The organism is Paranoxybacillus vitaminiphilus (assembly GCF_003259935.1).
Lineage (GTDB): Bacteria > Bacillota > Bacilli > Bacillales > Anoxybacillaceae > Paranoxybacillus > Paranoxybacillus vitaminiphilus.
Map to the genome: position 1 here is coordinate 1 of NZ_QLMH01000007.1, position 26199 is coordinate 26199.

The window sequence follows — 26199 nt, forward strand, 5'->3', positions numbered from 1 at the left end:
TTTTGCAGCTTGATAATGAGATTTCGTAAGCTTTCAGTCATATTATTGATGGTTCTCGCCAGCACTTCAAGCTCACCTTTGGCTTCGACTTGCACTGTTTGGCTTACATCCCCATCCATAATCGCTTGCGCCCGTTCCGTTAGTTCGGCAATCGGCTTGACTAAAAAATAACGGAGAATCATAAAGGATATCATGATTGATACCACAGACGTAACGAAAGAAATCATCCTATTGTCCTGAAGAAAGTAATCAAGAAGATAGGAAACGATTTCAAAACCGATTAGCGTGAGCAAAATCACCCAGCTTAAGTATGACATTCTTAATTTCAATTTAATCCTTCCTTTCTAAGCTGTATTAGTTTAGATGTTTTATTTCAGTAATAACAAGTACATCTTGTGTGTTAAATTGTCTTTCGCAAAATAAAAATTGCAGAAAATTGCAAAAAGAATATACATAGAGGCTTTACATGGAGTTGCAGCCATGATAGCCTTTTTTAGTTTTGCCAAAACTGTTGCGGCTGGTGCTTGGCAAAAGAGAACTATAGCAGCTCTATAGCTAAATTCTTAACTGTATTTTTATACAAAATTTTAAGGTTTTTTTATATTTCTTGTAGAAAACATGTTAAATCCCTGCTAAAAAACGGCTTGAGAGAGAATAAAGTAAACATAATAAAACCAACAATCGATAGTATAATAATTAACGAAAATCTATCACTCGATTTGTGACAAATATTTCAACAAATACTGGGATTATAAGAGTTATTTCCTGCGTCATACTCCTGGACACATTTATTTGAATAAACTCATTTTTAACGAAGATCATTGTAATATTAAAAACGAACGAAAATATATCACCTCTTATTCCTATTTATTATGAATATTAGTTGAACAGACGAACAGGCATAGTAATGATGGGATGTGCAAAACGTTTTGAAAAATATAACTTTTTTACGCATCATATATGTATTTAGCCGTTGTCTCACATTAACTCCTAAGGAATTTAGGCAGATATATATAAAGCGGAGAAAATATTCCAATGAAATTGATACTGCAAGCGGTGAAAAAGTATCGAAGTTGAGAATAAAGCATTAGTGGCTAGAGGATATAACCTTGGTTCAAATCTCGTGCAAAAATGGGGAAAGTTTACGAAGAAGGGAAGCAAGGTCATGAATCGTGTAGCAGAAATAAGCTTGAAACTTTAGTTTCATTGCTATTTTTTTGTAAAATACATTATTGAAAAAGTTGAAATCGGAAAATTAAAATAAATGGGAAACAAAATCACGATTGTGCGATTTTTTAATAGTACGTATAACTTTAGGAGGGGGCTAACTCAATTGAGGATGTAATGAATTATAAATGGCAAAGTGAGTGAGTGTCAATGGAGTTAGAAAAATTTCTACAAAGTGTTCAAGAAGCGTATGCTTCATTATTAAAGTCTACACTTGTTATTTTTGATCAATCGTTTATACCGGTTACTAAAATATCAAGAATAAATGATTTAACAGAATTTATATTGTCTACTTTTCGTCTTCCAAGTGATCTTATTTATTTACGCCGCGCCATGTGGGTGGATACGGGGGTGGTTGGCCTCAAAGCTTTGATTGCTCCTGTTGCTGTTCAAAATGAATCCCGTCTCTTTATTTGGGCAGGGGTATTCATTGAAAAAGGAATGAAGCGATGGGCGGAAGTTTCTCTCAGAGAGAACCATTGTTCTCATCTTCTTCATTTGGCAGAAGAAATTTCATTAGAGAGTATGCAAGAAAAGCTTGAATATATAGAACAAATGGCAAATATATGTAAACAATTTCTTCAATCGCATCAATATGAACGTGAATATATTAACCATCTCCAATGGCTAAATGACGCAATACAATCAATTTCTAAAAAACAAACGGATATAGAAAATGGTTTAAAAATGTTTCAAAAAATCGACTCTTCGATTGAATTTGTAGCGTATGCAAAGAAGGTAAATGAACATAAATTTTTAATTCAACATACCGTCGGTGAAGAAATAAAGCGATGGCGTCAATTATCGTTGCATAGTGATGATCCGTTCATTAAATTTTTATCGAAAAATAAACAACCACTTATTATAGAAAATGCAGCAACTCATTTGCTTTTGCCATCGTTTTTTAAACATCCATTTAGGCCTTTACTTTTTTTGGCTTATCCTTTAATGGTCGATAATGAGTTACATGGAATTTTATTTGCCGGCAGTTTCCACAACAAGTATTTTTCTGCGTCTACGGTTAAAGAAATCATGCAGGTAGCTGTTAACGTAACAACTCTTCATTTACAATACGAAAAAATCATATCTTCGATTGATCGGCATTTGATGCGTCTTTCAATTTTAAATGATATGAGTAAAGTCATAGGAACTGTTAACAATATTGAAGAGATGCTCCATATTATTACCGATTTAGTGCAGCATCTTATATCAAGTAGATTAGTTGTTATCTTTATTGGAAAACAATATAGTCATATAAAAAATAATCACTTACTTTCTGAAGAGCAGCTGGAAGACTATATAAAGCATTTAAGAGCTCGTTATGTCCAAGAAAAGAATGAGGGGGAAGGTTTTCTTTTAAAGTTATTTAAAGCACCGTTTGGTTTAATGGTTGAGGCGTTTTTTTCGTTATCCGAAAAAATAAGAGGAGTATTAGCTGTTCATGTTGAAAAAGAGGAGGATTTGAAGGAAGCGGAAGTGTATGTAACTACATTGTTTACTATTAGCCAAGAAAGGTTGAAACAATTATTCATTGCAAATGTCGATGAATTTCTGTTACCTAATGAAGGAAGAGAGCATCTGTCATTACTTGAACGATTAACCAAAAGGGAAATCGAAGTATTAAAGCAGTTAATGCAAGGATATAGTAATCGTGAAATTGCAAAAAATTTATTTATTAGCATTCATACGGTTAAAAATCATGTTACAAACATTTTTCAAAAATTAGGTGTAACCGATCGGGCACAATTGATTGCAATGGTATATAAACTTGATTATATGAATAGTCGAAATAAAGAAGAGCATTAAATGTGTGTAAGGAAATTTATACTTTCGGAATGATGTAGTACCTGATTACTATTTTTGTTTAAAAAATATACGAATAGGAATAAAAGGTGATATATTTATCGCCATTTTTTCATATATAATCGTCTATGGTATAAATCTTCGTTCACAAATAAGAGGGAAGAACATAACGAAGAGGAGAAACATAAACGAGATGTAATTGTTTAAAACGTTTATTTGTTGAATGTAATTCAGGTATTGTCGCAAAAGTAGCAAAAACTTAGATAATCGAACAAAGGAAGTCCTGTTTTGTTATTATATTAATTATATAGTAGATTGATTTTCCAGCATATATAGAACGTCTCAATTGCTCTTTTGCCTGAACCTAAACGCCTTATTTATGCCGGTTTTTCAATCTTCTGAGAATCATTTAAAATAAACATGGAGAATTAGCTCTTAATGTTTGAGGGAGACAGACTCTTATGAGTCAGCCTCACGTTTATCTTAAATGATTATTTCACTTCTAAAGTGTCGTCATTTTTGTTGAAATAGTCAATTGCTTCTTTATCGGAATCGAATAGTTTTGTAAAGATGGGAAGTTTTATGGTCTGAAAAATTTCTTTCAGCGGGCTTCCGATGTTCGTAATCACTATTTCTTTTTTTCGTTCTTTTGCGATTATTGCACATTTAGCGATAATTTCTAAACCTATGCTGTTAATGTATCGTACTTTTTCCATATTTAAAATAATATACTCGTTGTTCCCGTTTATTAATTTAGTCATTGTTCTTTTAAGATATTCAACATTTTTTAATGTAATATCTTCCTTTAAATATAAAATTTTGAATTTTCTCATTGCCCATCTCCTACCTCATTTTGTTATAGTTTTTGCGTTTTGTGTAAACTTTTGTTTCTTTACAGAAAATTATGCTTAAGTAAATTATCTTGCACAATTTTACAAAAGTAAATGACATAAACCGTTTCTTTGGGAGCAATGAAATGCATAAACGAACGAATGTTCTTGTTTCTTTCAGCATAAACATTGCGTTGCTTACCATCCCTTTTAAGGGCTTTATAACGTGTAAAATGAAAGGTTAGTTCAAACTAATTTCAATGATTTTTAACATGACTTAGTGAATTCGATAAGTGATAAATTTCTGTCAAGGAGATGGGCTGTGCAAGAATAGGTGTTCATTAAATATTTATTCATGCGAATAGATTATCTTCATAAATGCAAAAAGTCTAGATTGTCAGGAGCTTTTTTGTATTCGTTTACATGCACGGCTGACTCGAGGCTGTAGCTGTGGGGGGGGTTAGACAGATAAATCTTTTGCAAGGTAATAATCAAATTTAATAATATCGGTTCAATTTTTAATAAAAAATAAAAGAAGTATGCAGCGAGTGTTCTTCTATCCCGGCTCCCTTTTCTGTTTAAAATAAAATAGCGATCTTTTAAATCTTTCCATGGCGTCAACAACGATTTAAAATTCCCTAATTTCATTCAACAAAATGAAATTCCCCGTGATAACTAGGTAGGATGATCCCATAACCATCAAGTTAAGAAAAACTCTTTTCATCATCAGCGATCTTTCATATCCTTTTGCGTTTCAATTTCTTCTCCTAAATTCTAAAAGTTATTTCACTAACTTGAAGTGTATGAGGATAAACCCCTTGCTTTTTGCCTTTCTTGTAGCTTGATTCGCTTTAAATGAGTTAGAGGTGAAAACGATTAGAATGACATGCTCCATCAAGTTTTGCCATCGTTTGTCCATATCACCAAGTTGATGTCAGACGTTTTTGATAGTCTCCTCTTGCCAGTGAGCCGAATAAAACGATTGTCATTTGTCGAACAAGCTCACCGATCAATTTTTGAAATTCCTGTTGAATTCCAATCAGAAGTCATACTTGAACAACCTAGTTTGTCATTAGTACTATCTTCATTTTAGCAGAAATCCTGAATCTGCAGTCACGTGACAATAATTGTGAAAAAATGCATGACACGTTTATTTTATTCAAAATAACAATCTATTGGCTCCCGCACTTCAACACTATCATTCCACCCTCTATGTTTATCCGGTTAAGAACATCTGTAAGCTGACGTCAGTACTCAACAGGCGCCAGTTTGTTTATACGTTACCTATTTCTGTGATTTTTACTCGATTCTAGAAATATGCTAGCTGGATAAAACATGTTCATCACACAGTACATTGTGAAGCTTTTGTTACAGCAAAGGGGTTTTGTTTTAGAGTTTTTATCAATGTGAAGAAGGAATTTTTGGGATTTTGTTAAAATTTATCTATAAGGTGTTGTTGAAATGCTCGAAAAAGAAACAGTGAAGATGCAAATGAAAGAGATCGACGAAGTAAGCAACAAATGCTAAATTCACTTCGGTTGTTTGTTTGCTGGCAGTTTTGAATACCGTACTTGAAGTTGTAAGGTATTGGGCAGGCAAATTACCAAGATGGATTTCTATTGGTGGGACAATCGTTTTTTAAGCAATTGCTATTATTTGTTTGATACATATTTCATTCTTATCATAGTCGATAACAACAATACGAAAAGAACTATTAAAACAGAGCTATAGGCAAAATTTTAGCGTGGTCAACGGTGGTAGAACAAGAAGAGAGGTGAACTTATGGTAAAGCTTAAAGCTATGAGAAAAAAGCCGTTAACGGGATTGATTGTCATTGCGATGGCCGTATTTATTGATATGCTTTTGTACAGTATTGTTGTTCCTATCGTGCCTTTTTACATTTCTAAATTTAGTGCTTCGCAAACAGTTATTGGCATACTGATCAGTTGCTATGCTTTTTCTTTTTTGGTTGCTACTCCTATATTAGGGGGAATCTCTGACAAGTTTGGCAGACGAGGAGTCATGCTATGGGGGATGGCCGTTCTTTTAGCAAGTACTTTCCTATTTGCTTTTGCAAACAGTATGATGCTGTTAATTGTTGCTAGATTGCTGCAAGGGGTGGCAGCAGCGGCGACATGGACGGCGGGATTGGCGCTCATTATGGATATGTATCCGCCTGCTAAAAGGGGAAAGGCTTTAGGAACCGTACTGACTTTTATGTCTGCAGGGACTCTTTTAGGTGCACCTGTAGGTGGGATGTTGTTTGAATGGGGAGGTTATCAGCTGCCGTTTTGGTTTGTTTCATGTTTTATTCTTTTAGATGGTTTCGCGAGGATATTTTTATTAGAGGATCCGCCAAAGGATACAGGTGCTAATAGCGCCGGAATGAAAATTTTCCGGGACCGTATCGTATTAAAAATTTTTGGTGTAGTTTTACTTGGAGCTTCTGCAATAAGCATTTTGGAACCTATTTTACCTATTTATCTTGAAAAACATTTAGAGGCTAATTCCGTGCATATAGGAATTCTATTCGGCATTACAACTCTTTCTTATGGAATGATCAGTCCTTTAGCTGGTTGGTTATCTGATCGATGCGGAACGTTTGTTGTGATGATGTCAGGTCTGCTTATTTTAGCCGTTTCTCTTCCATTGGTTATAATCCCTAAATCGTTAATATTAGCAGGAGCTGTACTTTTTTTGGTAGGGGCAGCTGCTGGTTTTGCCTTAACACCAACCTTGCCGGAATTAGCGAATTCCGTTGATCGGTTGGGAGGTGGTGCGTATGCCGCTGCATTTGCTGTTTTTAATATGGCCTACTCCTTAGGAATGATCCTTGGGCCGATTGCAGGAGGAGGGCTGGCCGATTTATTTGGCATATCAACAGCTCTTTATATCATGTGTTTTGTTTTAATATGTTACAGTCTGTCTTCTCGATTGATGAAACATGAACGAAACGCTACATATGTTAAACAATAGAATAATGAGTGACGTTGGAGGAAAAATGAAGTATTTAAAACCGTTTTTTTTAGTAACTGATATTGGATTTATTGTATACTGGTTCATTACCTTTTTCCATCTTATACCTGAAAGTGTAGCGTTTAAAGACTATGATAATCCAATCATTATAGCATGGAACTGGTCGTTTTTTCCGTTAGATATTTTCATTTCGATAACCGGTCTTTACAGTATATATCAATATAATAAAAATAACCCAGCGTGGATGAATTATGCTTTGATTTCTCTTGTTTTGACTTTTTGTTCGGGCTTACAAGCCATTGCATTTTGGACTTTCAGCAAAGATTTTGACATAACTTGGTGGGCTGTCAACTTGTATTTAATGATTTACCCATTATTTTTTATTAGAACTTTCATTGCCGCAAAGAAATAAGGACAGTTTGTCAAGGGTTGTGATCATCAAGATTGTATCTTTGGAAAGGAGAGAGATGTTCGTGCATTTTCTTATTTGGGGCTTTCTTGTTTGGCTAGGAGCCACCCTCATTTTTCGATTTCTTGGACATTTTTTCTTCAACCCAGAAAATGCTTTACTTCTTCTACTTTCCTATTTGCTTGTTGTTCCGGTCATTTTTTTATTAACCTATCCGCTATACAAGCTTAAAGGTTTAACAAAGGATGAACGCTTAAAAGCTGCTATGTTTATCGCGCTTCCCGGCATGTTCATTGATACGATTGTATTAGTTATCTTTCCAGATGTGTTTACGAATTTATCTGTAGAATCTGATCGATATTTTGGCTCTTGGCTGTTATGGGCATACAGTTTGATTTTAATGACAGGGATTTTCCCTAGAAAAAAGTAGACGCGAAAGTGATGATGAAACGAGAAAAGAAGAAAAGCATCCATCCTTATCAAATTTTATGGCTCCTGCCGGTTGTATTTGCGATTCATAATATAGAGGAGCTTCCATTTCTTCAACGATGGGCGAATGAGTTTTTAGATAAGCGGCCATTTATGTTTTTGGTACGATTATATGAATTTAAGAATCTAGCCATTGCAATGATATTGCTTACTTTAACCGCTAGTATCATTGTCTGGATGGAATATAAGAAACGCAATCGGCTCACGCTTCATCTCACCGTTTTTTGTATCTGTTTATTGCTGGTGAATGGGGTGGTTCATGCCGGTCAGTTTTTTGTGTACAGACATTATGTTCCAGGGCTTATTTCTGCTGTTTTGCTAATGATTCCTTATATGACGTATATCCTTTATCTATTCGTTCAAAACAATCGCATTCAAACGAGGGGAGTCATGAAGTATTTGGTACTTAGTGTGATTGTGATGAATCCTCTTATTGTGATTTTCTTGTTCATATCGAGCTTATTGGCAAGATAGGAGATATATGAAAATAACAAAGAGGCCTCCATTTTTTATGAAGTGATACGGATTTTTGATCCATCACTTGAGGAGATAAGGAACCGGCCAAGCTGACGTACCTGCGGATGCGTAAGCAAGAAATAGTAGATGGGTTGCTCCGCCCGATCGATAGAAAACCGGTATTGTTTACTATATCCACTAAGAAGACAGCCCTCTTCTGCGCTGTCGCTTCTTTGATGGAGTTGGTAAGAAGCCTCCCATCTCTAAACAACGTGTAGGTGGAAGAGGTTCATACGGTAAACTGATATATTCCGTTTTTTACCTGGATGGTCTTATTTTCCGGCATTTTGGTTATTCCGCATAAAAACGGACGATTGATAAGAGCATGGCCGATTGGAGCGGTCTCATACAAGCGGACCGAGATGTTTCCGATAAAAAGCTCGGAATAGGGGCCAAATTCATCCTTGTTTTGCGTTACAGACTGACGAGGCATATCGAATAAATGGCAATATTTTTGCAATGACTTGTCAAGGTCGCTTACATGCATCCCAATATATGAAAGAGACGGCGAGCCGATGCTGTGCTGCATAAGCGGTTCCATTTCCTTCATGCGGGCTTCTTCTGGTTCGCCCCATTGGATGAAAAACGGATAGCGGCATGTATCATCTTGTTCTTCCTCGATAAATAGCATCGACCAACTTAATACTTTACCATCTTCACGTTTTCGGCTTCCAGTAAACGGACCAATCGGCTTTCTCCCTTTTGCCTGAACGTGGTTAATGACAGCATCCATATCATTTGTGCGGAATGCTAATTGCGAAAAGCCTTCCTCTTTATGGAAGTCTGTGACGATTTGCTGGATTAATACGTTGTCAGAAGTTTTCGCTTTATCAAAGTCCGTAAAGCCAATCCATTCAATGTAGCGCAATCCGGTAAAGTAGTTTAGGCAGTTATATGTGCCCCAAGAAGGATGTTTCCCTCCGTCTATCGCATGAAATCCGATAAGCTGAAACGCGGTTTTTGCTTCTTCAGGACTTTTTGTAAAATGAACGAGATGGTCAAATGTAATATTCATTTTTTCATTCCCTCTCCCCTAAAGGTGGTTTAAATAACTATTTATTCCAATTCTAGTCTGCCTGTTCGGATGGATCAAGTAAATGGTTAGTGTGAGAATGTTAGTTTTTGTATTATTAAAGCATGACAAATATTGCTTCAACGGGCGAAAGTTTGGTATCATCATTATATTGTGAAAGGTCGAAACTTTCGGAGGTGAAAGGGAATGTCAAGAATTTCTATTGAACAAGTAAAACACGTGGCGCATTTGGCACGTTTAGCGATTACCGATGAAGAAGCAGAAATGTTTACGAAGCAGTTAGATGCGATTATTACATTTGCCGAGCAATTAAACGAATTAGATACAGAAAACGTTCCGCCAACGTCGCACGTGCTTGATATGAAAAACGTTATGCGCGAGGATATACCGACACCGGGGCTTCCGCGTGAGGAAGTCTTGAAAAATGCTCCAGACCATCAAGACGGGCAATTCCGCGTACCAGCGATTATAGAGTAAGGAGGGAAGACGATGTCATTATTTGACCATAAAATTTCTGAACTACATAACATGCTGCATAAAAAAGAAATCTCTGTTTCTGATTTAGTCAATGAATCATTTAAACGCATTTCTGAAGTAGAAGAAAAAGTGCAAGCGTTTTTAACATTAGACGAAGAAAATGCCCGCGCAAAAGCGAAAGAGCTCGATGAAAAGTTAGCGACAGAAAAAGAATTTGGTTTACTTTTTGGCATGCCGATTGGAATTAAAGACAATATCGTAACAAAAGGGCTGCGCACAACATGCGCAAGTAAAATCCTTTATAACTTTGACCCAATTTACGATGCGACAGTCATGCAGCGCCTGCATGAAGCGGATGCGATTACGATTGGTAAATTAAATATGGACGAGTTTGCGATGGGTTCTTCTACAGAGAACTCCGGCTTTCAATTAACACGCAACCCTTGGGACCTTGAGCGCGTACCGGGCGGTTCAAGCGGCGGTTCCGCAGCAGCCGTTGCCGCAGGGGAAGTACCGTTTGCGTTAGGTTCTGACACAGGCGGTTCGATTCGCCAGCCGGCAGCGTTCTGCGGTGTCGTCGGCTTGAAACCTACATATGGGCGTGTATCCCGCTTTGGTCTTGTCGCCTTCGCGTCTTCACTTGACCAAATTGGACCGATTACGCGCACAGTCGAAGATAACGCTTATCTTTTACAAGTGATCGCAGGCCTTGACCCGATGGATTCTACCTCTGCAAATGTCGATGTTCCTGATTATGTATCGGCATTAACAGGCGATATTAAGGGGTTAAAAATTGCTGTGCCAAAAGAATATTTAGGCGAAGGTGTATCTGAGGAAGTCCGCCAGTCTGTATTAGATGCCTTAAAAGTGTTAGAAGGCCTTGGAGCAACATGGGAAGAAGTTTCGCTTCCGCATTCAAAATATGCGCTTGCAACTTACTATTTACTATCATCTTCAGAAGCATCAGCGAACCTTGCCCGTTTTGACGGTGTCCGCTACGGCTATCGCACCGACAATGCGAAAAATTTAATTGATATGTACAAGCAAACGCGCAGCGAAGGCTTCGGTAACGAAGTAAAACGCCGCATTATGCTTGGCACATTCGCGTTAAGCTCCGGCTATTATGATGCTTACTATAAAAAAGCGCAAAAAGTGCGGACATTAATTAAACAAGACTTTGAAAACGTGTTTGAAAAATACGATGTGATTATCGGGCCAACAACGCCAACGCCTGCGTTTAAAATCGGAGAGAAAACAAGCGATCCGTTAACGATGTATGCAAACGACATTTTAACGATTCCGGTCAACCTTGCCGGCGTACCGGGAATTTCTGTTCCGTGCGGATTCTCTAACGGTTTGCCGCTAGGATTGCAAATCATCGGCAAACACTTCGACGAGAGCACGATTTACCGCGTTGCTCACGCGTTTGAGCAGGCAACCGACTATCATAAACAAAAGCCAGCATTGTAAGGGGGTAAGAAGGATGAACTTTGAAATGGTCATCGGACTTGAAGTCCATGTTGAATTAAAAACAAAGTCGAAAATTTTCTCAAGCAGTCCAACCGACTTCGGAGCACCCCCAAACACACAAACGAGCGTGATTGACTTAGGTTATCCAGGGGTTCTCCCTGTTTTAAACAAACAAGCGGTGGATTTTGCGATGAAAGCAGCGATGGCATTAAACTGTGAAATCGCAACATATACAAAGTTTGACCGTAAAAACTATTTCTATCCAGACAATCCGAAAGCGTACCAAATTTCGCAATATGACCAGCCAATCGGCAAAAACGGCTGGATTGAAATTGAAGTAAACGGCAAAAAGAAAAAAATCGGCATTACGCGCATTCACCTTGAAGAAGATGCCGGCAAGTTAATGCATACAGGTGACGGTTATTCACTAGTCGATTTTAACCGTCAAGGTACACCATTAATCGAGATTGTATCGGAGCCGGATATCCGCTCACCGGAAGAAGCATATGCGTACCTTGAAAAGTTAAAATCGATCATCCAATATACAGGCGTATCCGATTGTAAAATGGAAGAAGGTTCGCTTCGCTGCGACGCAAACATCTCGCTTCGTCCAATCGGTTCGGACAAGTTCGGTACAAAAACAGAGTTGAAAAACTTAAACTCGTTCAACTTCGTACGTGCCGGTCTTGAATATGAAGCAAAGCGTCAAGAGAAAATTCTTCTTTCCGGCGGAGTGATTCAACAAGAAACGCGACGCTTTGATGAAGCAACAAAAACAACGATCTTAATGCGTGTTAAAGAAGGTTCAGAAGACTATCGCTACTTCCCGGAACCGGACCTTGTCGCACTTTACATCGATGATGAGTGGAAAGAGCGCGTCCGCGCGACGATTCCAGAACTGCCGGACCAACGGAAAAAACGCTATGTTGAAGAGCTTGGTCTGCCTGAATATGATGCAAAAGTGTTGACAATAACAAAAGAAATGGCAGACTTCTTTGAGGCGACCGTAGCAAACGGTGCCGATCCGAAGCTTGCTTCCAACTGGCTCATGGTTGAAGTATCAGGATACTTAAATGCAGAACAAAAAGAGCTTCATGAAATCGCCTTAACACCAGAAAGCCTTGCCGGTATGATTAAACTGATTCAAAACGGCACGATTTCTTCAAAAATCGCGAAGAAAGTGTTTAAAGAGCTTGTCGAAAAAGGCGGAGATCCAGAACAAATCGTCAAAGAAAAAGGACTTGTCCAAATCTCTGATGAAGCGACATTGCGCAAAATCGTTCTTGAAGTGCTTGATGCCAACCCGCAATCCGTCGAAGACTTCAAAAACGGAAAAGACCGCGCGATTGGCTTCTTAGTCGGTCAAATTATGAAAGCGACAAAAGGACAAGCGAATCCGCCGCTTGTGAATAAGTTATTATTAGAAGAAATGAATAAACGATAAAAGAGCGAGGCTGTCTCAAACGCCCAAGGTCTGCCCCCGCAACACAATATATAGGACATAAAACTATATATGGTGAAATGCGCGTGGGGTCGGACCTTTACGAGACAGCCTTATATTGTTGACAGGGAGTTATGGAAACACTTTTTCTAATTCAATGATGCATTCTGGGAGAGTATGGGCGGAAATAGAGTTGTCTTTATAATACATGCCTATTTGTTGAAAGCGATCATTTTGCAACACGTAAACTTCAACGGTTGTATGAATCGGATCGACAATCCAATACTCCTTCACACCTGCTTGTTCGTAGCTGCGAAATTTTGTAATACGATCATGTTTGGCGGTAGACGGTGAAAGGATTTCCACGACGAAATCAGGAGCGCCGTAAATTCGCTCACTTCCGATTTTGTTTGGATCACAAACGATAATCAGATCCGGAACGTACCAGTCTTTAATATCATGAAGAGGGGTGTCCTTTGTTGCGAACAGGCATACGTCAATTGGCGCAACAAATACTTCACAAGGATGATTTTGCAAGTGATGAAAAAATAAAGCGGATAATGCTGTCACAATTCGTTGATGCTGCGGTGTCGGCGATGGTGTCATAAACACAATGCCGTCTGTTCCTTCATATCGTCCTTCTTTATTCCAATGCAAATAATCTGCATAAGTGTAACGTTCCTTTTCATTTGGAATGGACATACTCCCGCCACCTTTTTTATTTTCATTTTATGCTATTCTCAACATTCTCACAAATAATAAGGATGAGCGACAGAAAAACGACACCGCTTCATCGGCGATGCCGCCTCTTTCTATTACAAATGGGTTAATTTTTGTAATGTGCTTTCGACCTTAAAGACGCTAAATGCTTGATTCGTGGTCATGAAGGACAGGGAGCACTTTTTGTTCAAGCACGTTTGTCAGGTGGGAAATGCTTCCTTGCGTTTTGTGGAGATCGAGCGAGAGTGATCGTATTTTGCAGTGAGTACTTCTTGGCCGTGGCGAACTGCTTCACAAATCGCTTTTGTTTCGTTCATTGTTTTTTCAAGTACATCCACTTTTGTTTCAAGCGAATCTACCTTTGTTTCGAGTGCATCTATTTTTACTTCGAGCGAACCCACTTTTTCTTCAAGCAACTCCACCTTTTGACGTGTTGCTTTCACTTCTTGCAGGATTTCACGCAACAGTTCCTCTGCCATTTCCATCACCTCCTTCTCGTTTCCATTCTACATCAAACGGCAGATGATTTCTATTTCGACTGAAAATATTGGAGTGGAGTTTTTATTGTTATTTTTTAAACATTTTCATTGCACTTTCCATTCCACCATGTTCTAATAGTGATGATAGGAAACATATGGTTTCACGATCATCGAATAGATTTTCATCGTATAAGAACATGCGGTGATAGGCAGAAGGTGCGATGAAAGCCATCATAATATTTCTATTCAACTAGGGGGGCGCTTATGTCGAAAGATGTCATTATTCGCTTTGAAAATGTGACAAAGCAGTATGATGATGGTCCCGCTGTGCTTGATGACGTAAGTTTTGAAATTGAACGCGGAAAGTTTTATACTCTGCTCGGTCCGTCCGGGTGCGGGAAAACGACGATTCTTCGCCTTATTGCCGGTTTTACGGAACCAACAAAGGGCGCCATTTATTTTAACGGTCAAAAAATCAACAGCGTTCCGGCAAACAAACGGCAAGTGAACACGGTGTTTCAAGATTATGCGTTGTTTCCTCACTTAAATGTATTTGAAAATGTTGCTTTTGGCTTACGCATTAAAAAAATGAAAAACGCCGATATAAAAGAAAAAGTTGCCGAGGCGCTGCGGTTTGTCAACTTAGAAGGTTATGAAAACCGGGAAATTCGCGAAATGTCCGGCGGACAGCGGCAGCGGGTCGCCATCGCCCGGGCGATTGTCAATGAACCGGAAGTGATCCTTCTCGACGAGCCGTTGTCAGCGTTGGACTTGAAGCTTCGGACAGAAATGCAGTATGAATTGCGTGAATTGCAGCGCCGCCTCGGCATTACATTTATTTTTGTCACACATGACCAAGAGGAAGCTCTTGCGATGTCGGATATGATTTTTGTTTTAAATAAAGGGAAAATCCAGCAAAGCGGTACCCCGAAAGACATTTACGATGAGCCAATCAATCGGTTTGTTGCTGATTTTATCGGGGAGTCGAACATCGTCCCTGGTAAAATGATTGCCGACTGCTTAGTCGAATTTGCAGGAAAACGATTTGAATGTGTAGATAAAGGTTTCGAGCCAAATGAACATGTCGATATTGTCATCCGCCCGGAAGACTTAGAGATTACAAGCGTGGAACGAGGAAAACTGCAAGTTCGCGTCGATTCGTTATTGTTCCGCGGCGTTCACTATGAAATTTGCTGTTATGACCAAGATGGAAATGAATGGCTTGTGCATTCAACGAAAAAAGCGGAAGTAGGAGAGAAAATCGGTCTTTATTTCGATCCGGAAGCAATTCATGTTATGCGTTTGAACGAAACAGAAGAAGAGTACGATCGCCGCCTGGAGGCTTACAGCGAGGTTAGCGATGAGAAGTAATGTGCGCAATCTTTATCTTATTCCGTATGCATTATGGATCGTCTTGTTTGTTGTGGCACCGATTTTTCTCATCCTCTATTATTCGTTTTTCGATATTGAAGGGAATTTGACGCTTGCTAATTATAAAAAATTTTTTACGCCGGTTTATTTGAAAATGGCGTTAAGTTCTTTTTGGTATGCTTTTTTAATTACAGCGTTTTCTTTACTGATTGCTTATCCAACCGCCTACTTGCTGACGAAAACGAAACATAAACAATTATGGCTGCTGCTCATTATTTTGCCGACATGGATTAACTTGCTGTTGAAAGCATACGCTTTTCTCGGCATTTTCGGCACTTATGGGCTGGCTAATGCGATTTTAGAGACAATCGGAATTGGTTCAAAACAAATTTTGTTTACTGATTTCAGCTTTGTGTTTGTATCTGTTTATATTTTTATTCCATTTATGATACTGCCAATTTATAACTCTCTTGAACAATTGAATCCATCGCTTGTGGATGCCGCCCGCGATCTCGGCGCTTCCGCCTGGACGACGTTTCGGCGCGTTGTCTTTCCGTTGACGCTTGATGGAGTGAAAGCAGGGTGCCAGGCGGTATTTATTCCTGCGTTATCGCTGTTTATGCTTACCCGTTTGATTGCCGGGAACCGCGTCATCACGCTTGGAACAGCGGTTGAACAGCATTTTCTTGTGACCCAGGATTGGGGAATGGGCGCAACGATTGCCGTCTTTTTGATTATCGCCATGGCGGTGATTATGAGCTTGACGGGAAATCGGAGGGGGAAAGTATGAAAAGAAAAATAAAATGGCCGCATCTATATCTCATCATCGTTTTTATCATCTTGTACACTCCGATTTTCTATTTGCTGTTCTATTCGTTCAACAGCGGAGGCACGATGCATGATTTTGAAGGATTTACTCTTGAATGGTACAAAGAGGTTTTTCAAGATACGCGCCTGCTTATTATCGTGTTAAATACATTAATCATCGCTCTCCTGTCAGCGCTGATTTCGACGATTCTTGGCGTAATGGGCGCTCTGGCGATTTATTATGTGAAAAAGAGGCAAGTAAAAAATGCGCTCCTCACGTTCAATAATGTGTTAATCGTCAGCCCTGATGTCATCATCGGCGCGTCTTTCTTGATTTTGTTTACAATGGCCGGGATTAAGCTCGGATTTACGTCCGTTCTTTTATCGCATATTGCGTTCAGCGTCCCAATCGTTGTTTTGATGGTGCTGCCAAAGCTGCAGGAAATGAGTCCGACGCTGATTGACGCCGCGCGCGACTTAGGGGCAAGTCAATGGGATGTATTGACAAAAGTCATTTTACCGTTTATCACACCGGGAATTTTTGCCGGCTTTTTTATGGCGCTCACCTATTCACTCGATGATTTTGCGGTGACATTTTTTGTAACCGGAAATGGATTTTCGACGTTGTCCGTGGAAATTTACTCGCGGGCACGTCAAGGGATTTCGTTATCCGTCAACGCGCTGTCAACGCTTATTTTCTTGTTTACTATTTTGCTGGTCATCGGCTATTACTTTGTCAGCCAGCGGAACAATCGCCTGAACGGAATGGGGGGACGGAAATGAAAAAACTTATTCAAGCGTTTGCCGCCGTTTTTTTGACAGCGATGGCTCTGTTATATTTCGTCTCCTATCTCAATTCGTCTCAAGGATATTCAGGCGATAATACGCTGACGGTTTACAACTGGGGAGATTATATCGATCCTGAACTTATTGAAAAATTTGAAAAAGAGACAGGCATCAAAGTCATTTATCAAACATTTGATTCGAATGAAGCGATGATGACGAAAATCGCTCAAGGGGGAACGACATTTGATGTGGCTGTTCCTTCTGAATATGCCGTCAGTAAAATGAAGGAAGAAGGCTTGCTTGTACCGCTTGATCATTCGAAGCTGCCGAATTTGAAGTATATCAATCCGCGTTTTCTCAATTTATCGTTTGACCCGGAAAATCAATATTCGATTCCCTATTTTTGGGGAACGGTAGGCATTGTTTACAACCCTGACATGCTTGGCGGCAAAAAAATTACAAGTTGGAACGACTTATGGGATAAAGATTTGCGCAATCAAATTTTGCTCGTGGACGGTGCGCGCGAAGTCATCGGCATGGGACTAAACAGCCTTCATTATTCATTAAACGATACGAACAAAGCGCATTTGCAGGAAGCAAAGCAAAAGCTTGATGCCCTTACGCCAAATGTCAAGGCGATTGTCGGCGATGAGATTAAAATGCTGATCGCCAATGAAGAAGCGGCAATCGGCGTAGTCTGGTCCGGAGATGCGGCAGAAATGATCTGGGAAAATGAAAAGCTCGATTATGTCGTGCCAAAGGAAGGCTCGAACTTATGGTTTGACAACATGGTCATTCCGAAAACGGCGAAAAACATTGAAGGCGCCCACAAATTCATTAATTTTATGCTCGATCCAAAAAACGCCGCGCAAAATGCCGAATATGTCGGTTATTCTACCCCGAACGAAAAGGCGCTTGAATACTTGCCGAAGGAAATCGCCAATGACGAGCGGTTTTATCCTGATCTCGATTCCATCGACAACCTCGAAGTATATGAAAACCTCGGCAAACGGATGCTTGCCTACTACAATGAGCTCTTTTTAGAGTTTAAAATGCATCGGAAATAGCAGTAAAACGATATATGGTTTAACAAGTGCTCGTTTTATAAAAAAGTTGTCGTCGACCTCTAATAGCGTATCCATCCCGGAGGATCGACGACATTTTATTTTCTCAAGCAATAACGTAAAAAACGATGAAAATAAAAGAAAAATAAAAAATTGATAAAACCTGCCACTTCCGCTAAAATAGCAATAACTAAATTTCTTTTTTGTAAGAATCTTACTTGATTAGTAGGTTTTGGTTTTTTTATCTTAACTACGAGGGATTGAAACTGCTTTGCAACTGCCCATGCACCAATAATTTTGCCATTTTTATCTTAATCTATAGGGAACTGAAAATTATATATGCTTGCATATGTGTTTGCGTCTATACTTGTCCTTTTAGTATTTACAAAGGGGAATTGGATTAGTATGTGGAAGTAATAAGATGTCGACAATTCAACTGTAGTAGAATTCATTTTAAAAAAACTTTAAAAGGGGACATCTACTTATGGATAATTTAAAAACGATTTTGCAGGAAAATGAAGTTCCATTTGAAATCATTCATCACGAAAATCCCATTCGTACAGCGAAGGAAGGCGCGGATTATTTTGCGATTGAAATAGGCCAGACAGCACCCACATTGGTTCTTAAGTCAGAAAAAGGTTATTTTGCGATGATTGTTTCCGGAGGACGTGGGCGTGTAAATTTGGAAGAAGTGTCAGAACTTTTGGGAGGTAATCAATTAAAAATGGCAACTCCAAAAGAAGTCCAGAAGATAACAGGGTACACTGTCGGCAGTGTTCCTTTGGTAGGTTTTTCTTTGCCTTGTATAGTAGATAAGGAACTTTTTCGTTATCCGTTTATTTACGGAGGAACGGGAGACCCAACTTCGACATTGAAAATGCCTCCTCATGCTTTGGAAAAACTAAATCAAGTTGTTGCTTTATTGGGTTAAAGTGTTGCTGCTGGAAGTCAATTCCCTCGTCTCATATGATAATTTCGATATTCTCTGCAATTTGAAGAGCAAAATAAGATTTTTTAAAGAGTAACAATCGAATGATAGATATCCAGTAGATTCGATTTAATATGACAAAATCTCTCTTCATGGCATACGATAATCTTAAAAGCTTTTTAGGTAGGAAAGGAGAAGGGCATGATTGTGGCAGCAAAGCTAATTGATAAAACATTAACAAGAGAGAAGAAAAAAGGGTGGATCAGCACTAGCTCCAATTTTAAATAAGATACGTGAATGGATGAAAATTTATATTGGATTTGATAAAAGCAAAGATATTCTGTAGATACTATCTAGAGTATTGTTCGCTTTTTATAGTGAACATAATGCTTGTCATACGTGTATTCAACCATGACCAAGCTCTTTTCTGTCAATATAACTCGTTCATTCATAATAAATTAAAAAACTTTTGTTTCTGCTGAATGAATTGAATTAAAAATGCATTACATATTCAAATATATCCAAAAATTTATTTGCATGTAGAAATAAAATGAGATGATGAAAATTTTAGAAGGCGTGAAGCCCAAAAAATTATTCGTGTTTTTGAATAAAATGTTAAATCATACCGGAAAATATGGAAATAAAAGTTAAATATTGATAAAATCTAAATAGATATTACATTTTTCTTTAAAGGCTATATAATGACTATCTTCTGTTTGTATCTTAAACTATGAGGATTAAAACTGCAAAAAATGTGCTAGTTCAAAATCATGAATCGAAGTTTTTATCTTAACTATTAGAAATATAGCCATTTTCGAATTATATAGATTGAAAAGACGACAAGACGTTTAAGATAGGCAAAAGAATAGTCTGAATGCTTTATGAATATGTCGGAAAATTAATCTGCACTTATGTAGGGTTGTTAATTGTCAAATAATTTTAAATATTTTATTATTTAAACTTATTTCTTAATATGTAAAAATATAGTTATAATCTTATTTTTATGTGTTTTATGCAAGGTGAATTTATTTTATAGGGGTGAGAATTTGATAGAAGCGGTTGCGCAAATAGGAAAATTGGCGTTGGAAAGTAAGCGAAAATCAACGGTTGATCAGTTAATTGAAGACCCTGGTTACCCTTACTCTCTGAACATTTTACTTAGTGAGAAAAATGGTGAATTTTTTTGGGAAGGAACTGAGATCGAAGAAACAAGTGATGATTTTAGACAATACCTTTTTAGAAATGGTTCTTCTCGAGGAACGAACTATTCCCCTACAGCACGGATTACCACATTATCCAACACATTTCAGCAAAAGGTGCTTGGTTGGTTTAAAAAGACTCAACGAAGTGGTAATAGTACGAATCCTTATTTTTCTGCTATTTATCAACTGCTTATTGATAGGCAAGATAGCATTTTAACTGAGCTTGAAGAGAAATTTACACAATTAAACGACCGAGCCATTATATCCTTGAAGATTAATGGGCAATTCTTATATGATATTCCCGCATTTGTTGACGCGTTTTTATTTCTTGTAAATGAAAAGGATTTAGAATTATCTGCATCTAATCAAGTTTGTTCTATATGTGGCCAAAGAAAAGATATAGTGATTGGAAAGATGTCGGTATTTCGTTTTTACACACTTGATAAACCAGGATTTGTTGCAGGCGGCTTTGATGAGCAGCAAGCATGGCGTAATTATCCGGTTTGTCTTACTTGCAAAACATTTATTGAAGAAGGTAGGAGAATTATAGAAGATCGTCTACGTTTCAATTTCTATGGATTATCCTATTTGTTAGTTCCGAAATTTATTCTTTCACCAAACTTAGATGATGAAGATTATCAGTCAATATTTGAGTTTCTATATTCACAAGATAAAGAAGTTCGCTTACAACATAAGAAAGCGCAGTCATTTATGACAACCGAGGAAGATATTTTAGAAACTCTAGCAGATGTTAATAATACATTGGCGATTAATTTAATGTTTTTACAGAAGATTCAGAGTGCTGAACGGATATTACTATTGATTGAAGATGTATTGCCGTCAAGACTAAAAGAGTTATTTAAAGCGAAAATTCATGTTGAGAAATTATTATATTCAGAAGGAACTCACCCTTTCCATTTTGGATTTATACGAACCTTTTTTAGCGGTTCTGTTGACAAATATTTCTTAGATATTGTTGAAAGCGTTTTTAGAGAGCGTTCGTTGCATTTTCCGTTTTTGCTTAAATTTATTATGCAAGAAATTCGCAAAGACTTTTACGAAGCTGAATCTAATTCATCATTTTTTTATAAGGTGCGACAGGCAATTGCAGTTATTCTATTTTTAGAACAGTCGGGCGTACTAGGAACGAAAGGAGGAAATACAATGGGAAGCCGATTCGACTCCTTGTTTGAAGTATTTGGGCAACAAATGGATACGAATGAGAAAAAAGCCATCTTTTTGCTTGGAGCATTAACACAAATGTTATTAGATGTGCAGCAAAGCAAGCGGAATAGTAAGCCATTTTTGAAGCAGTTGATGAGCCTAAAAATGGACGAACGAACAATGAAAGGGTTGCTTCCGAAAGTGATTAATAAGTTACAAGAATATGAGGCGTATCAACGAAGTCACCAGCAACTGGCCGAAGAGATTTCGACTTTGTTTATGACAGCACAAAAAAATTGGAAAATGTCTATTGATGAGTTGAACTTTTATTTTGTTTGCGGTATGAACCTTGTTTCAAAGGTAAAAGAAAATTTATTTACTAAAGAGGAGGCGGCTATCGATGCTGAATAATCGTTCTGAATTGTTATTTTTGTATGATATCCAATGGGCCAATCCGAACGGTGACCCTGTTGATGAAAATAAACCGCGCATTGATGAAGAAACTGGAAAAAACATTGTGACTGATGTGCGATTAAAACGTACGATTCGCGATTATTTACATCAATATTTTGGACAGGAAATTTTTGTTCGTGAAATTGCTGATGAGAATGAGCATATTCAAGATGCGAAAATGCGGGCGGAAGACTTTTTAATACAAAATGGTGAAAAAGTAAACAAGTCAAAAGTATCGTTGGTCGAGATGAAATCGATCATCAACGAGCAAGTATTGAGCAATTGCATCGATGTTCGCCTCTTTGGTGTAACATTGCCAATTGAAAAAAGTAATAAAGAAAAAAGTTCCATCACTCATACAGGTCCTGTTCAATTTAAAATGGGTCAATCATTGCATGCAGTGAAACTTGAATATATAAAAGGCACAGGCGCGTTTGCTTCCGGAAGCAAGATGTCCCAAAAAACATTCCGTGAAGAATATGTATTGCCATATTCTCTTATCTCGTTTTACGGCATTATTAATGAATCCGCTGCTAAGTATACACGTTTAACCGAAGAAGATATTCAGCTTATGTTAGAAGCAATGTGGAATGGAACGAAAAGCCTCATTTCGCGTTCAAAAGTTGGACAAACTCCTCGTTTGTTGATGAGAGTTGTATATAAAGAAAAACATTTCCAAATTGGCGAGTTAGATAAGTATGTATCTTTACATTCTGAAAAAGCAGATGAAGAGATTCGCGATGTTGCTGATTATGTGTTAGATGTAACCGCACTTATTCAATTGCTAGAGAAGTATAAAGATAGAATTGAGCGGGTAGAATTAGTGCAAGATGAACGTTTAGTATGCAGTGAAAATTTATTTGAAAGTTTGACAAGCAAAGGGCTTACTGTAGAGAGAAAAGAATTTTAAGGGTGAAGCATATGAATGTACTAACTTTTGATATCAGTGCAGATTTTGGGCATTTTCGCAAAATTTATTCGACTTCTTCACCCTTAACATATTCGATGATTCCGCCAACCTCTTTTTATGGAATCATAGGCGCTATTATTGGATTAGAAAAAGAGGAGAACAAGTATTTACAATATATTAATCATGAAACAACAAAAGTAGCAATACAGTTGATAAACTCTGTTAAAAAAATACGCCTCGGGTTGAATCATATTAACACAAAAGGGAATGTATGGATACCGAAACAAAGAAGAGAAGGAGCCCGTACGCAAATTCGTACAGAGTTTTTACGTTTTCCGCGATTTCGGTGCTATGTTCATTTACATAATGGGGAACTGTTTCAGCAGCTGGTTCACTATGTAAAAGAACATAAGAACGTTTACACCGTATCTATGGGGTTAAGTGAGTGCATTGCTAATATCGAGTTTGTATCTCTAGAAACATTTAAGAATCGAACGGATAAGGAAGCTGTTGAGATTGTAACAGCAATTCCTGAGAGTTTACTGCAAACATTGAAAATTGAAGCCGGAAAAGAATATTTAAAAGAACGGTTACCTATCGAAATGAACAGTGAACGGATTGTATCGCGTTATGATGAAGTATTATTCGAAGCAAACGGTCAACCGCTTACAGCTTCCGTTTCTTCATACTGGACAAATGAGCAAGGTAAAAATATTGTCTTTCTCAACTAGAAAAAGCACGTATGTTCACTCATACGTGCTTTGTTTACAGATGGAGGAAATTTTATGAATGAATTATATTCACACCCTGACTATCCACTGCAACAGCATATTGACGGAGTACGTTCCTTGTCATCTTTATTTCTTAACGAGAAAAAATTACCTCTTACCGAACAAAAATGGTTTCAAACATTGAATGAATACATTGCATTATTTCATGACATTGGAAAGGCACATCGTTATTTTCAAGATTATATTCGTCAATTTGAAGCACCGCAGAAATTAAGAAGTCATGCGTTGCTTTCCGCTTTTTTGCTGGCTCAATTTATAGCTCAAAGTGAGGAAATTGAACCGATTTGGAGATGGTTTGCGTTTTTAATTGTTAAACGCCACCATGGCAATTTAGATGATTGGTTAGAAGAGTTTAAGCAGTTTAGTGATGAAATGGAACAACAGTTGCTTAAACAAATTGAAGCAATAAATTTTGAAACATTAAACGAAGTGTACCAACCGTTTATCCCTGCATTATCAGAAAAACCATTTACAAAATCACAGTTCCAGCAGTGGGTTCACGATATGTTTACACAAGGCCGTAAGATTCGCCGCAGCATTATGAAGTGGAATGATGAAAATGAGTCACTTGCACCTTATATCCAATTGTTATTTATGTTTTCTCTTCTCTTAGATGCCGATAAATCGGAAGCAGGGATTATGCAAAAGGAAACATGGTCGTTTTCAGATCGACTTGATCTTCCGGTACAAATGATTCAAGTCTATAAAGAAAAACAACAATGGGAAAATAATTCGATGAACGAGCTACGAGAGCAAGCATTTAGAGAAGTAGTAAACTATGAAATTGATTTAAGTAACCACTTTTATTCTTTGCAGTTGCCAACAGGCATGGGAAAAACTCTTACTTCGTTTCAATTTGCGTTAAATTTAAGAAAAGAAATTGAAAAGAAAAAAGGAGTTTGTTCCCGCATTATATATAGCTTGCCGTTTTTAAGTATTATTGACCAAACAAGCGCAGTACTAACAAATATCTTTCAGGCTAACGGACTTTCTGTTGATCATCGTCTCTTTTTAGCACATCATCATTTAGCGGAGATGAGTTACTCAGTAGAACGAGAGGAAGAACAGTATAATGTTGAGTATGATGTTGCGAAGCTGCTTATAGAAGGATGGAATTCAGAAATCGTATTAACAACATTTGTACAGCTTTTTCATACAATCTTTAGCAATCAAAATAAGGCGTTACGAAAATTCCATCGCTTAGCCAATTCAATCATCATTATCGATGAAATTCAGGCCATTCCACATCGATATTGGTTAGTTGTAAAAGAAATGTTTGAGGTGCTCGCTAAAGAGTTGAATTGTTACTTTTTATTTAGTTCGGCCACAACACCTGCTATTTTTGATCAGAATAAAGTAATACAGCTTGTAAATCCAAATGATTACTTTCAAGCATTATCAAGAGTGGAACTTTTTCCGCATGTAGAAGAAAATTTAACAATTGAGTCGTTTGTAGACAGATTAGAACTAGATACGGAGAAGAGTTATTTATTTATTGTCAATACGATCGATTGTGCAAAAAAGCTGTATGAGCAATTAGCGGAAGTTGTTAATAAAGAAGAAATGACTTTTTTATCTACCCATATTCCACCAAAAGAGAGACTACGCCGCATTGATGAAATTAAAAAAGGAACATATCGGTTCGTTGTCAGTACGCAGCTAGTAGAAGCGGGTGTTGATATTGATTTCGACGTAGTTTATCGCGATCTTGCCCCGCTTGACTCTATTCACCAAGCGGCTGGAAGATGTAATCGCCACGGACAAAGAAGAGGGGAAGTGCACGTTATTTCATTAACTGACGGAAAGCGGAGATATGCAAGCTATATTTATGATTTAGTCCGCATCGATTTAACGCAATCCATGTTAAAAAATTATGAGATAGTTGAAGAAAAAGAGTTTTTCCATTTAATAGAACATTATTTTCAACATTTAACTAGTAAAATGAGCAATCGGGAGTCTAAACAACTATTAAAGGGAATCAAAACACTTTACTTTGATGGAGAAGCAACGAATGAGCGCATACCTGTTTCACAATTTCGTCTCATTGAATCAGGAGAAGATAAATTTGATGTTTTCATTGAATTAAATGAGGAAGCGGCCGAATTATTTAGATGTTTTGAAGACATTATTCGAATAAAGAACCCTTTAGAACGGCAAAAAGCATTTGCGTCTATTAAAGCTTCTTTTTATCAATATATGATTTCTATTCCAAGAAAAGTAGATCATAAACCTCCGATAGTCCATGGGATTGGTTATGTCAATATGGATTCATTGAGTGATTTTTATGACGAAACTCTTGGATATAAAACAAAAAGTCAAGGGCTCATATGGTAGGTGTGAAAAATGGATTACCAAATGCCTATAACTGGAACTGATATTTGGTATTACTACATTTGTAAGCGAGAAGTATGGCTGATGAAGCATCAAATCGCTCCTGATCAAGAAGATGAGTCGTTAGATATTGGCCGTTTTATTTCAGAAACCTATTATCAACGAAATAAAAAGGAGATTTCAATTGGCAATATTGTTGTAGACCGTGTAAGACAGGAAGATGGTCAATTAGTGATTGGAGAAGTGAAAAAATCATCGCGATATATGAAAAGTGCCAAAATGCAATTACTCTACTATTTAGACACACTTCGTCAAATGGGGATTGAAGCAAAAGGGGAGTTGCTATTTCCGGAAGAAAGGAAAAAAGAAACGGTGGAATGGACGGAAGAAGCGAAGCAGGAGCTGAAGCGGGCAATGGAAGATATTCGTCGCATTGCGCGCATGCCGGTACCGCCTGCATCGGAGAAAATTCATTTTTGCGGGAAATGTGCATACCGTGAATATTGTTGGGCGGAGGAATAA

23 protein-coding genes are annotated in these 26199 nt (G+C 37.8%); 18 read left to right on the forward strand and 5 right to left on the reverse strand.

Translation table 11 applies throughout. The annotated features are described in order from the left end of the window. Nucleotides 1-329, reverse strand: a 329-nt coding sequence (locus B0I26_RS09600; protein WP_146612804.1) for a HAMP domain-containing protein, incomplete at its 3' end; no start/stop codon positions are given. A gap of 1048 nt (nucleotides 330-1377) precedes the next feature. On the opposite strand from B0I26_RS09600, the gene B0I26_RS18845 reads away from it, so the two are divergent. Continuing rightward, nucleotides 1378-3033, forward strand: coding sequence for a LuxR C-terminal-related transcriptional regulator (locus B0I26_RS18845; RefSeq protein WP_281268698.1), 1656 nt, complete (start codon nucleotides 1378-1380; stop codon nucleotides 3031-3033). A 488-nt stretch (nucleotides 3034-3521) separates the two neighbouring features. On the opposite strand, the gene B0I26_RS09610 is transcribed toward B0I26_RS18845, so the two are convergent. Further along, nucleotides 3522-3863: an STAS domain-containing protein gene (locus B0I26_RS09610; protein ID WP_111645238.1), complete on the reverse strand. Its 342-nt coding sequence runs from the start codon at nucleotides 3861-3863 to the stop codon at nucleotides 3522-3524. 1779 nt (nucleotides 3864-5642) lie between these two features. Between B0I26_RS09610 and B0I26_RS09620 the strand changes: the two genes are divergently transcribed. From B0I26_RS09620 to B0I26_RS09635, 4 genes are all read left to right on the forward strand, one after another. Beyond that, nucleotides 5643-6836: an MFS transporter gene (locus B0I26_RS09620; protein ID WP_111645240.1), complete on the forward strand. Its 1194-nt coding sequence runs from the start codon at nucleotides 5643-5645 to the stop codon at nucleotides 6834-6836. Between the two features lie 25 nt (nucleotides 6837-6861). Next, nucleotides 6862-7248, forward strand: a complete 387-nt coding sequence (locus B0I26_RS09625; RefSeq protein ID WP_111645241.1) for a YvaD family protein — start codon at nucleotides 6862-6864, stop codon at nucleotides 7246-7248. Between the two features lie 61 nt (nucleotides 7249-7309). After that, nucleotides 7310-7675: a DUF5367 domain-containing protein gene (locus B0I26_RS09630; RefSeq protein WP_111645242.1), complete on the forward strand. Its 366-nt coding sequence runs from the start codon at nucleotides 7310-7312 to the stop codon at nucleotides 7673-7675. Nucleotides 7676-7686: 11 nt separating this feature from the next. Beyond that, nucleotides 7687-8208, forward strand: a complete 522-nt coding sequence (locus B0I26_RS09635; protein WP_146612805.1) for an HXXEE domain-containing protein — start codon at nucleotides 7687-7689, stop codon at nucleotides 8206-8208. Nucleotides 8209-8479: 271 nt separating this feature from the next. On the opposite strand, the gene B0I26_RS09640 is transcribed toward B0I26_RS09635, so the two are convergent. Then, entirely contained in the window at nucleotides 8480-9265 is a 786-nt protein-coding gene (locus B0I26_RS09640) for a VOC family protein (RefSeq protein WP_111645244.1), read from the reverse strand. 204 nt (nucleotides 9266-9469) lie between these two features. Between B0I26_RS09640 and gatC the strand changes: the two genes are divergently transcribed. The 3 genes from gatC to gatB are packed head-to-tail and all read left to right on the forward strand — an operon-like array spanning nucleotide 9470 to nucleotide 12674. Further along, nucleotides 9470-9760, forward strand: a complete 291-nt coding sequence (gene gatC, locus B0I26_RS09645) for an Asp-tRNA(Asn)/Glu-tRNA(Gln) amidotransferase subunit GatC (RefSeq protein WP_111645245.1) — start codon at nucleotides 9470-9472, stop codon at nucleotides 9758-9760. Between the two features lie 12 nt (nucleotides 9761-9772). Then, on the forward strand, nucleotides 9773-11230 hold the full coding sequence (gatA, locus tag B0I26_RS09650; RefSeq protein WP_111645246.1) for an Asp-tRNA(Asn)/Glu-tRNA(Gln) amidotransferase subunit GatA: 1458 nt from the start codon (nucleotides 9773-9775) through the stop codon (nucleotides 11228-11230). A gap of 13 nt (nucleotides 11231-11243) precedes the next feature. Beyond that, nucleotides 11244-12674, forward strand: a complete 1431-nt coding sequence (gatB, locus tag B0I26_RS09655; protein WP_111645247.1) for an Asp-tRNA(Asn)/Glu-tRNA(Gln) amidotransferase subunit GatB — start codon at nucleotides 11244-11246, stop codon at nucleotides 12672-12674. A gap of 129 nt (nucleotides 12675-12803) precedes the next feature. On the opposite strand, the gene B0I26_RS09660 is transcribed toward gatB, so the two are convergent. Then, the gene (locus B0I26_RS09660; protein ID WP_111645248.1) at nucleotides 12804-13373 is read right to left on the reverse strand and encodes a Uma2 family endonuclease; all 570 of its coding nucleotides are present in this window, start codon (nucleotides 13371-13373) and stop codon (nucleotides 12804-12806) included. 218 nt (nucleotides 13374-13591) lie between these two features. Further along, complete coding sequence (locus B0I26_RS09665; protein WP_245934752.1) at nucleotides 13592-13870, reverse strand: hypothetical protein; 279 nt, start codon at nucleotides 13868-13870, stop codon at nucleotides 13592-13594. Between the two features lie 264 nt (nucleotides 13871-14134). Between B0I26_RS09665 and B0I26_RS09670 the strand changes: the two genes are divergently transcribed. The 10 genes from B0I26_RS09670 to cas4 all read left to right on the forward strand — a co-directional run bounded on the left by B0I26_RS09670 (nucleotide 14135) and on the right by cas4 (nucleotide 26199). Beyond that, nucleotides 14135-15241 (forward strand): ABC transporter ATP-binding protein, encoded by a 1107-nt coding sequence (locus tag B0I26_RS09670; RefSeq protein ID WP_111645249.1) that lies wholly within the window; start codon nucleotides 14135-14137, stop codon nucleotides 15239-15241. Then, nucleotides 15231-16031 (forward strand): ABC transporter permease, encoded by an 801-nt coding sequence (locus B0I26_RS09675; RefSeq protein ID WP_111645250.1) that lies wholly within the window; start codon nucleotides 15231-15233, stop codon nucleotides 16029-16031. Before B0I26_RS09670 ends, B0I26_RS09675 begins: the two co-directional genes overlap by 11 nt. Continuing rightward, nucleotides 16028-16831, forward strand: a complete 804-nt coding sequence (locus B0I26_RS09680; RefSeq protein WP_111645251.1) for an ABC transporter permease — start codon at nucleotides 16028-16030, stop codon at nucleotides 16829-16831. Before B0I26_RS09675 ends, B0I26_RS09680 begins: the two co-directional genes overlap by 4 nt. Beyond that, entirely contained in the window at nucleotides 16828-17901 is a 1074-nt protein-coding gene (locus tag B0I26_RS09685; RefSeq protein ID WP_111645252.1) for an ABC transporter substrate-binding protein, read from the forward strand. Before B0I26_RS09680 ends, B0I26_RS09685 begins: the two co-directional genes overlap by 4 nt. 481 nt (nucleotides 17902-18382) lie before the next feature. Further along, nucleotides 18383-18829: an aminoacyl-tRNA deacylase gene (locus B0I26_RS09690; protein WP_111645253.1), complete on the forward strand. Its 447-nt coding sequence runs from the start codon at nucleotides 18383-18385 to the stop codon at nucleotides 18827-18829. 1043 nt (nucleotides 18830-19872) lie between these two features. Next, complete coding sequence (locus B0I26_RS09695) at nucleotides 19873-21603, forward strand: TIGR02556 family CRISPR-associated protein (RefSeq protein ID WP_111645254.1); 1731 nt, start codon at nucleotides 19873-19875, stop codon at nucleotides 21601-21603. Beyond that, on the forward strand, nucleotides 21593-22555 hold the full coding sequence (cas7b, locus tag B0I26_RS09700; protein WP_111645255.1) for a type I-B CRISPR-associated protein Cas7/Csh2: 963 nt from the start codon (nucleotides 21593-21595) through the stop codon (nucleotides 22553-22555). Before B0I26_RS09695 ends, cas7b begins: the two co-directional genes overlap by 11 nt. Before the next feature lie 11 nt (nucleotides 22556-22566). Further along, nucleotides 22567-23286 carry a type I-B CRISPR-associated protein Cas5b gene (cas5b, locus tag B0I26_RS09705; RefSeq protein WP_111645256.1) on the forward strand — a complete coding sequence of 240 codons (720 nt, stop codon included), beginning with the start codon at nucleotides 22567-22569 and terminating at the stop codon, nucleotides 23284-23286. A 54-nt stretch (nucleotides 23287-23340) separates the two neighbouring features. After that, nucleotides 23341-25680 (forward strand): CRISPR-associated helicase Cas3', encoded by a 2340-nt coding sequence (gene cas3, locus B0I26_RS09710; RefSeq protein ID WP_111645257.1) that lies wholly within the window; start codon nucleotides 23341-23343, stop codon nucleotides 25678-25680. Nucleotides 25681-25689: 9 nt separating this feature from the next. Continuing rightward, nucleotides 25690-26199, forward strand: coding sequence for a CRISPR-associated protein Cas4 (gene cas4 / locus B0I26_RS09715; protein ID WP_111645258.1), 510 nt, complete (start codon nucleotides 25690-25692; stop codon nucleotides 26197-26199).

Excerpts from the sequence above, each read along its gene's own strand:
- B0I26_RS09675 (WP_111645250.1), top strand. The coding sequence starts at position 15,231 with ATGAGAAGTAATGTGCGCAATCTTTATCTTATTCCGTATGCATTATGG.
- gatB (WP_111645247.1), top strand. The coding sequence starts at position 11,244 with ATGAACTTTGAAATGGTCATCGGACTTGAAGTCCATGTTGAATTAAAA.
- B0I26_RS09690 (WP_111645253.1), top strand. The coding sequence starts at position 18,383 with ATGGATAATTTAAAAACGATTTTGCAGGAAAATGAAGTTCCATTTGAA.
- B0I26_RS09620 (WP_111645240.1), top strand. The coding sequence starts at position 5,643 with ATGGTAAAGCTTAAAGCTATGAGAAAAAAGCCGTTAACGGGATTGATT.
- cas4 (WP_111645258.1), top strand. The coding sequence starts at position 25,690 with ATGGATTACCAAATGCCTATAACTGGAACTGATATTTGGTATTACTAC.
- B0I26_RS09685 (WP_111645252.1), top strand. The coding sequence starts at position 16,828 with ATGAAAAAACTTATTCAAGCGTTTGCCGCCGTTTTTTTGACAGCGATG.
- B0I26_RS09660 (WP_111645248.1), bottom strand. The coding sequence starts at position 13,373 with ATGTCCATTCCAAATGAAAAGGAACGTTACACTTATGCAGATTATTTG.
- B0I26_RS09640 (WP_111645244.1), bottom strand. The coding sequence starts at position 9,265 with ATGAATATTACATTTGACCATCTCGTTCATTTTACAAAAAGTCCTGAA.
- B0I26_RS09680 (WP_111645251.1), top strand. The coding sequence starts at position 16,028 with ATGAAAAGAAAAATAAAATGGCCGCATCTATATCTCATCATCGTTTTT.
- gatC (WP_111645245.1), top strand. The coding sequence starts at position 9,470 with ATGTCAAGAATTTCTATTGAACAAGTAAAACACGTGGCGCATTTGGCA.
- B0I26_RS09610 (WP_111645238.1), bottom strand. The coding sequence starts at position 3,863 with ATGAGAAAATTCAAAATTTTATATTTAAAGGAAGATATTACATTAAAA.
- gatA (WP_111645246.1), top strand. The coding sequence starts at position 9,773 with ATGTCATTATTTGACCATAAAATTTCTGAACTACATAACATGCTGCAT.
- B0I26_RS09635 (WP_146612805.1), top strand. The coding sequence starts at position 7,687 with ATGATGAAACGAGAAAAGAAGAAAAGCATCCATCCTTATCAAATTTTA.
- B0I26_RS18845 (WP_281268698.1), top strand. The coding sequence starts at position 1,378 with ATGGAGTTAGAAAAATTTCTACAAAGTGTTCAAGAAGCGTATGCTTCA.
- B0I26_RS09670 (WP_111645249.1), top strand. The coding sequence starts at position 14,135 with ATGTCGAAAGATGTCATTATTCGCTTTGAAAATGTGACAAAGCAGTAT.
- B0I26_RS09625 (WP_111645241.1), top strand. The coding sequence starts at position 6,862 with ATGAAGTATTTAAAACCGTTTTTTTTAGTAACTGATATTGGATTTATT.
- cas5b (WP_111645256.1), top strand. The coding sequence starts at position 22,567 with ATGAATGTACTAACTTTTGATATCAGTGCAGATTTTGGGCATTTTCGC.
- B0I26_RS09665 (WP_245934752.1), bottom strand. The coding sequence starts at position 13,870 with ATGGCAGAGGAACTGTTGCGTGAAATCCTGCAAGAAGTGAAAGCAACA.
- cas7b (WP_111645255.1), top strand. The coding sequence starts at position 21,593 with ATGCTGAATAATCGTTCTGAATTGTTATTTTTGTATGATATCCAATGG.
- cas3 (WP_111645257.1), top strand. The coding sequence starts at position 23,341 with ATGAATGAATTATATTCACACCCTGACTATCCACTGCAACAGCATATT.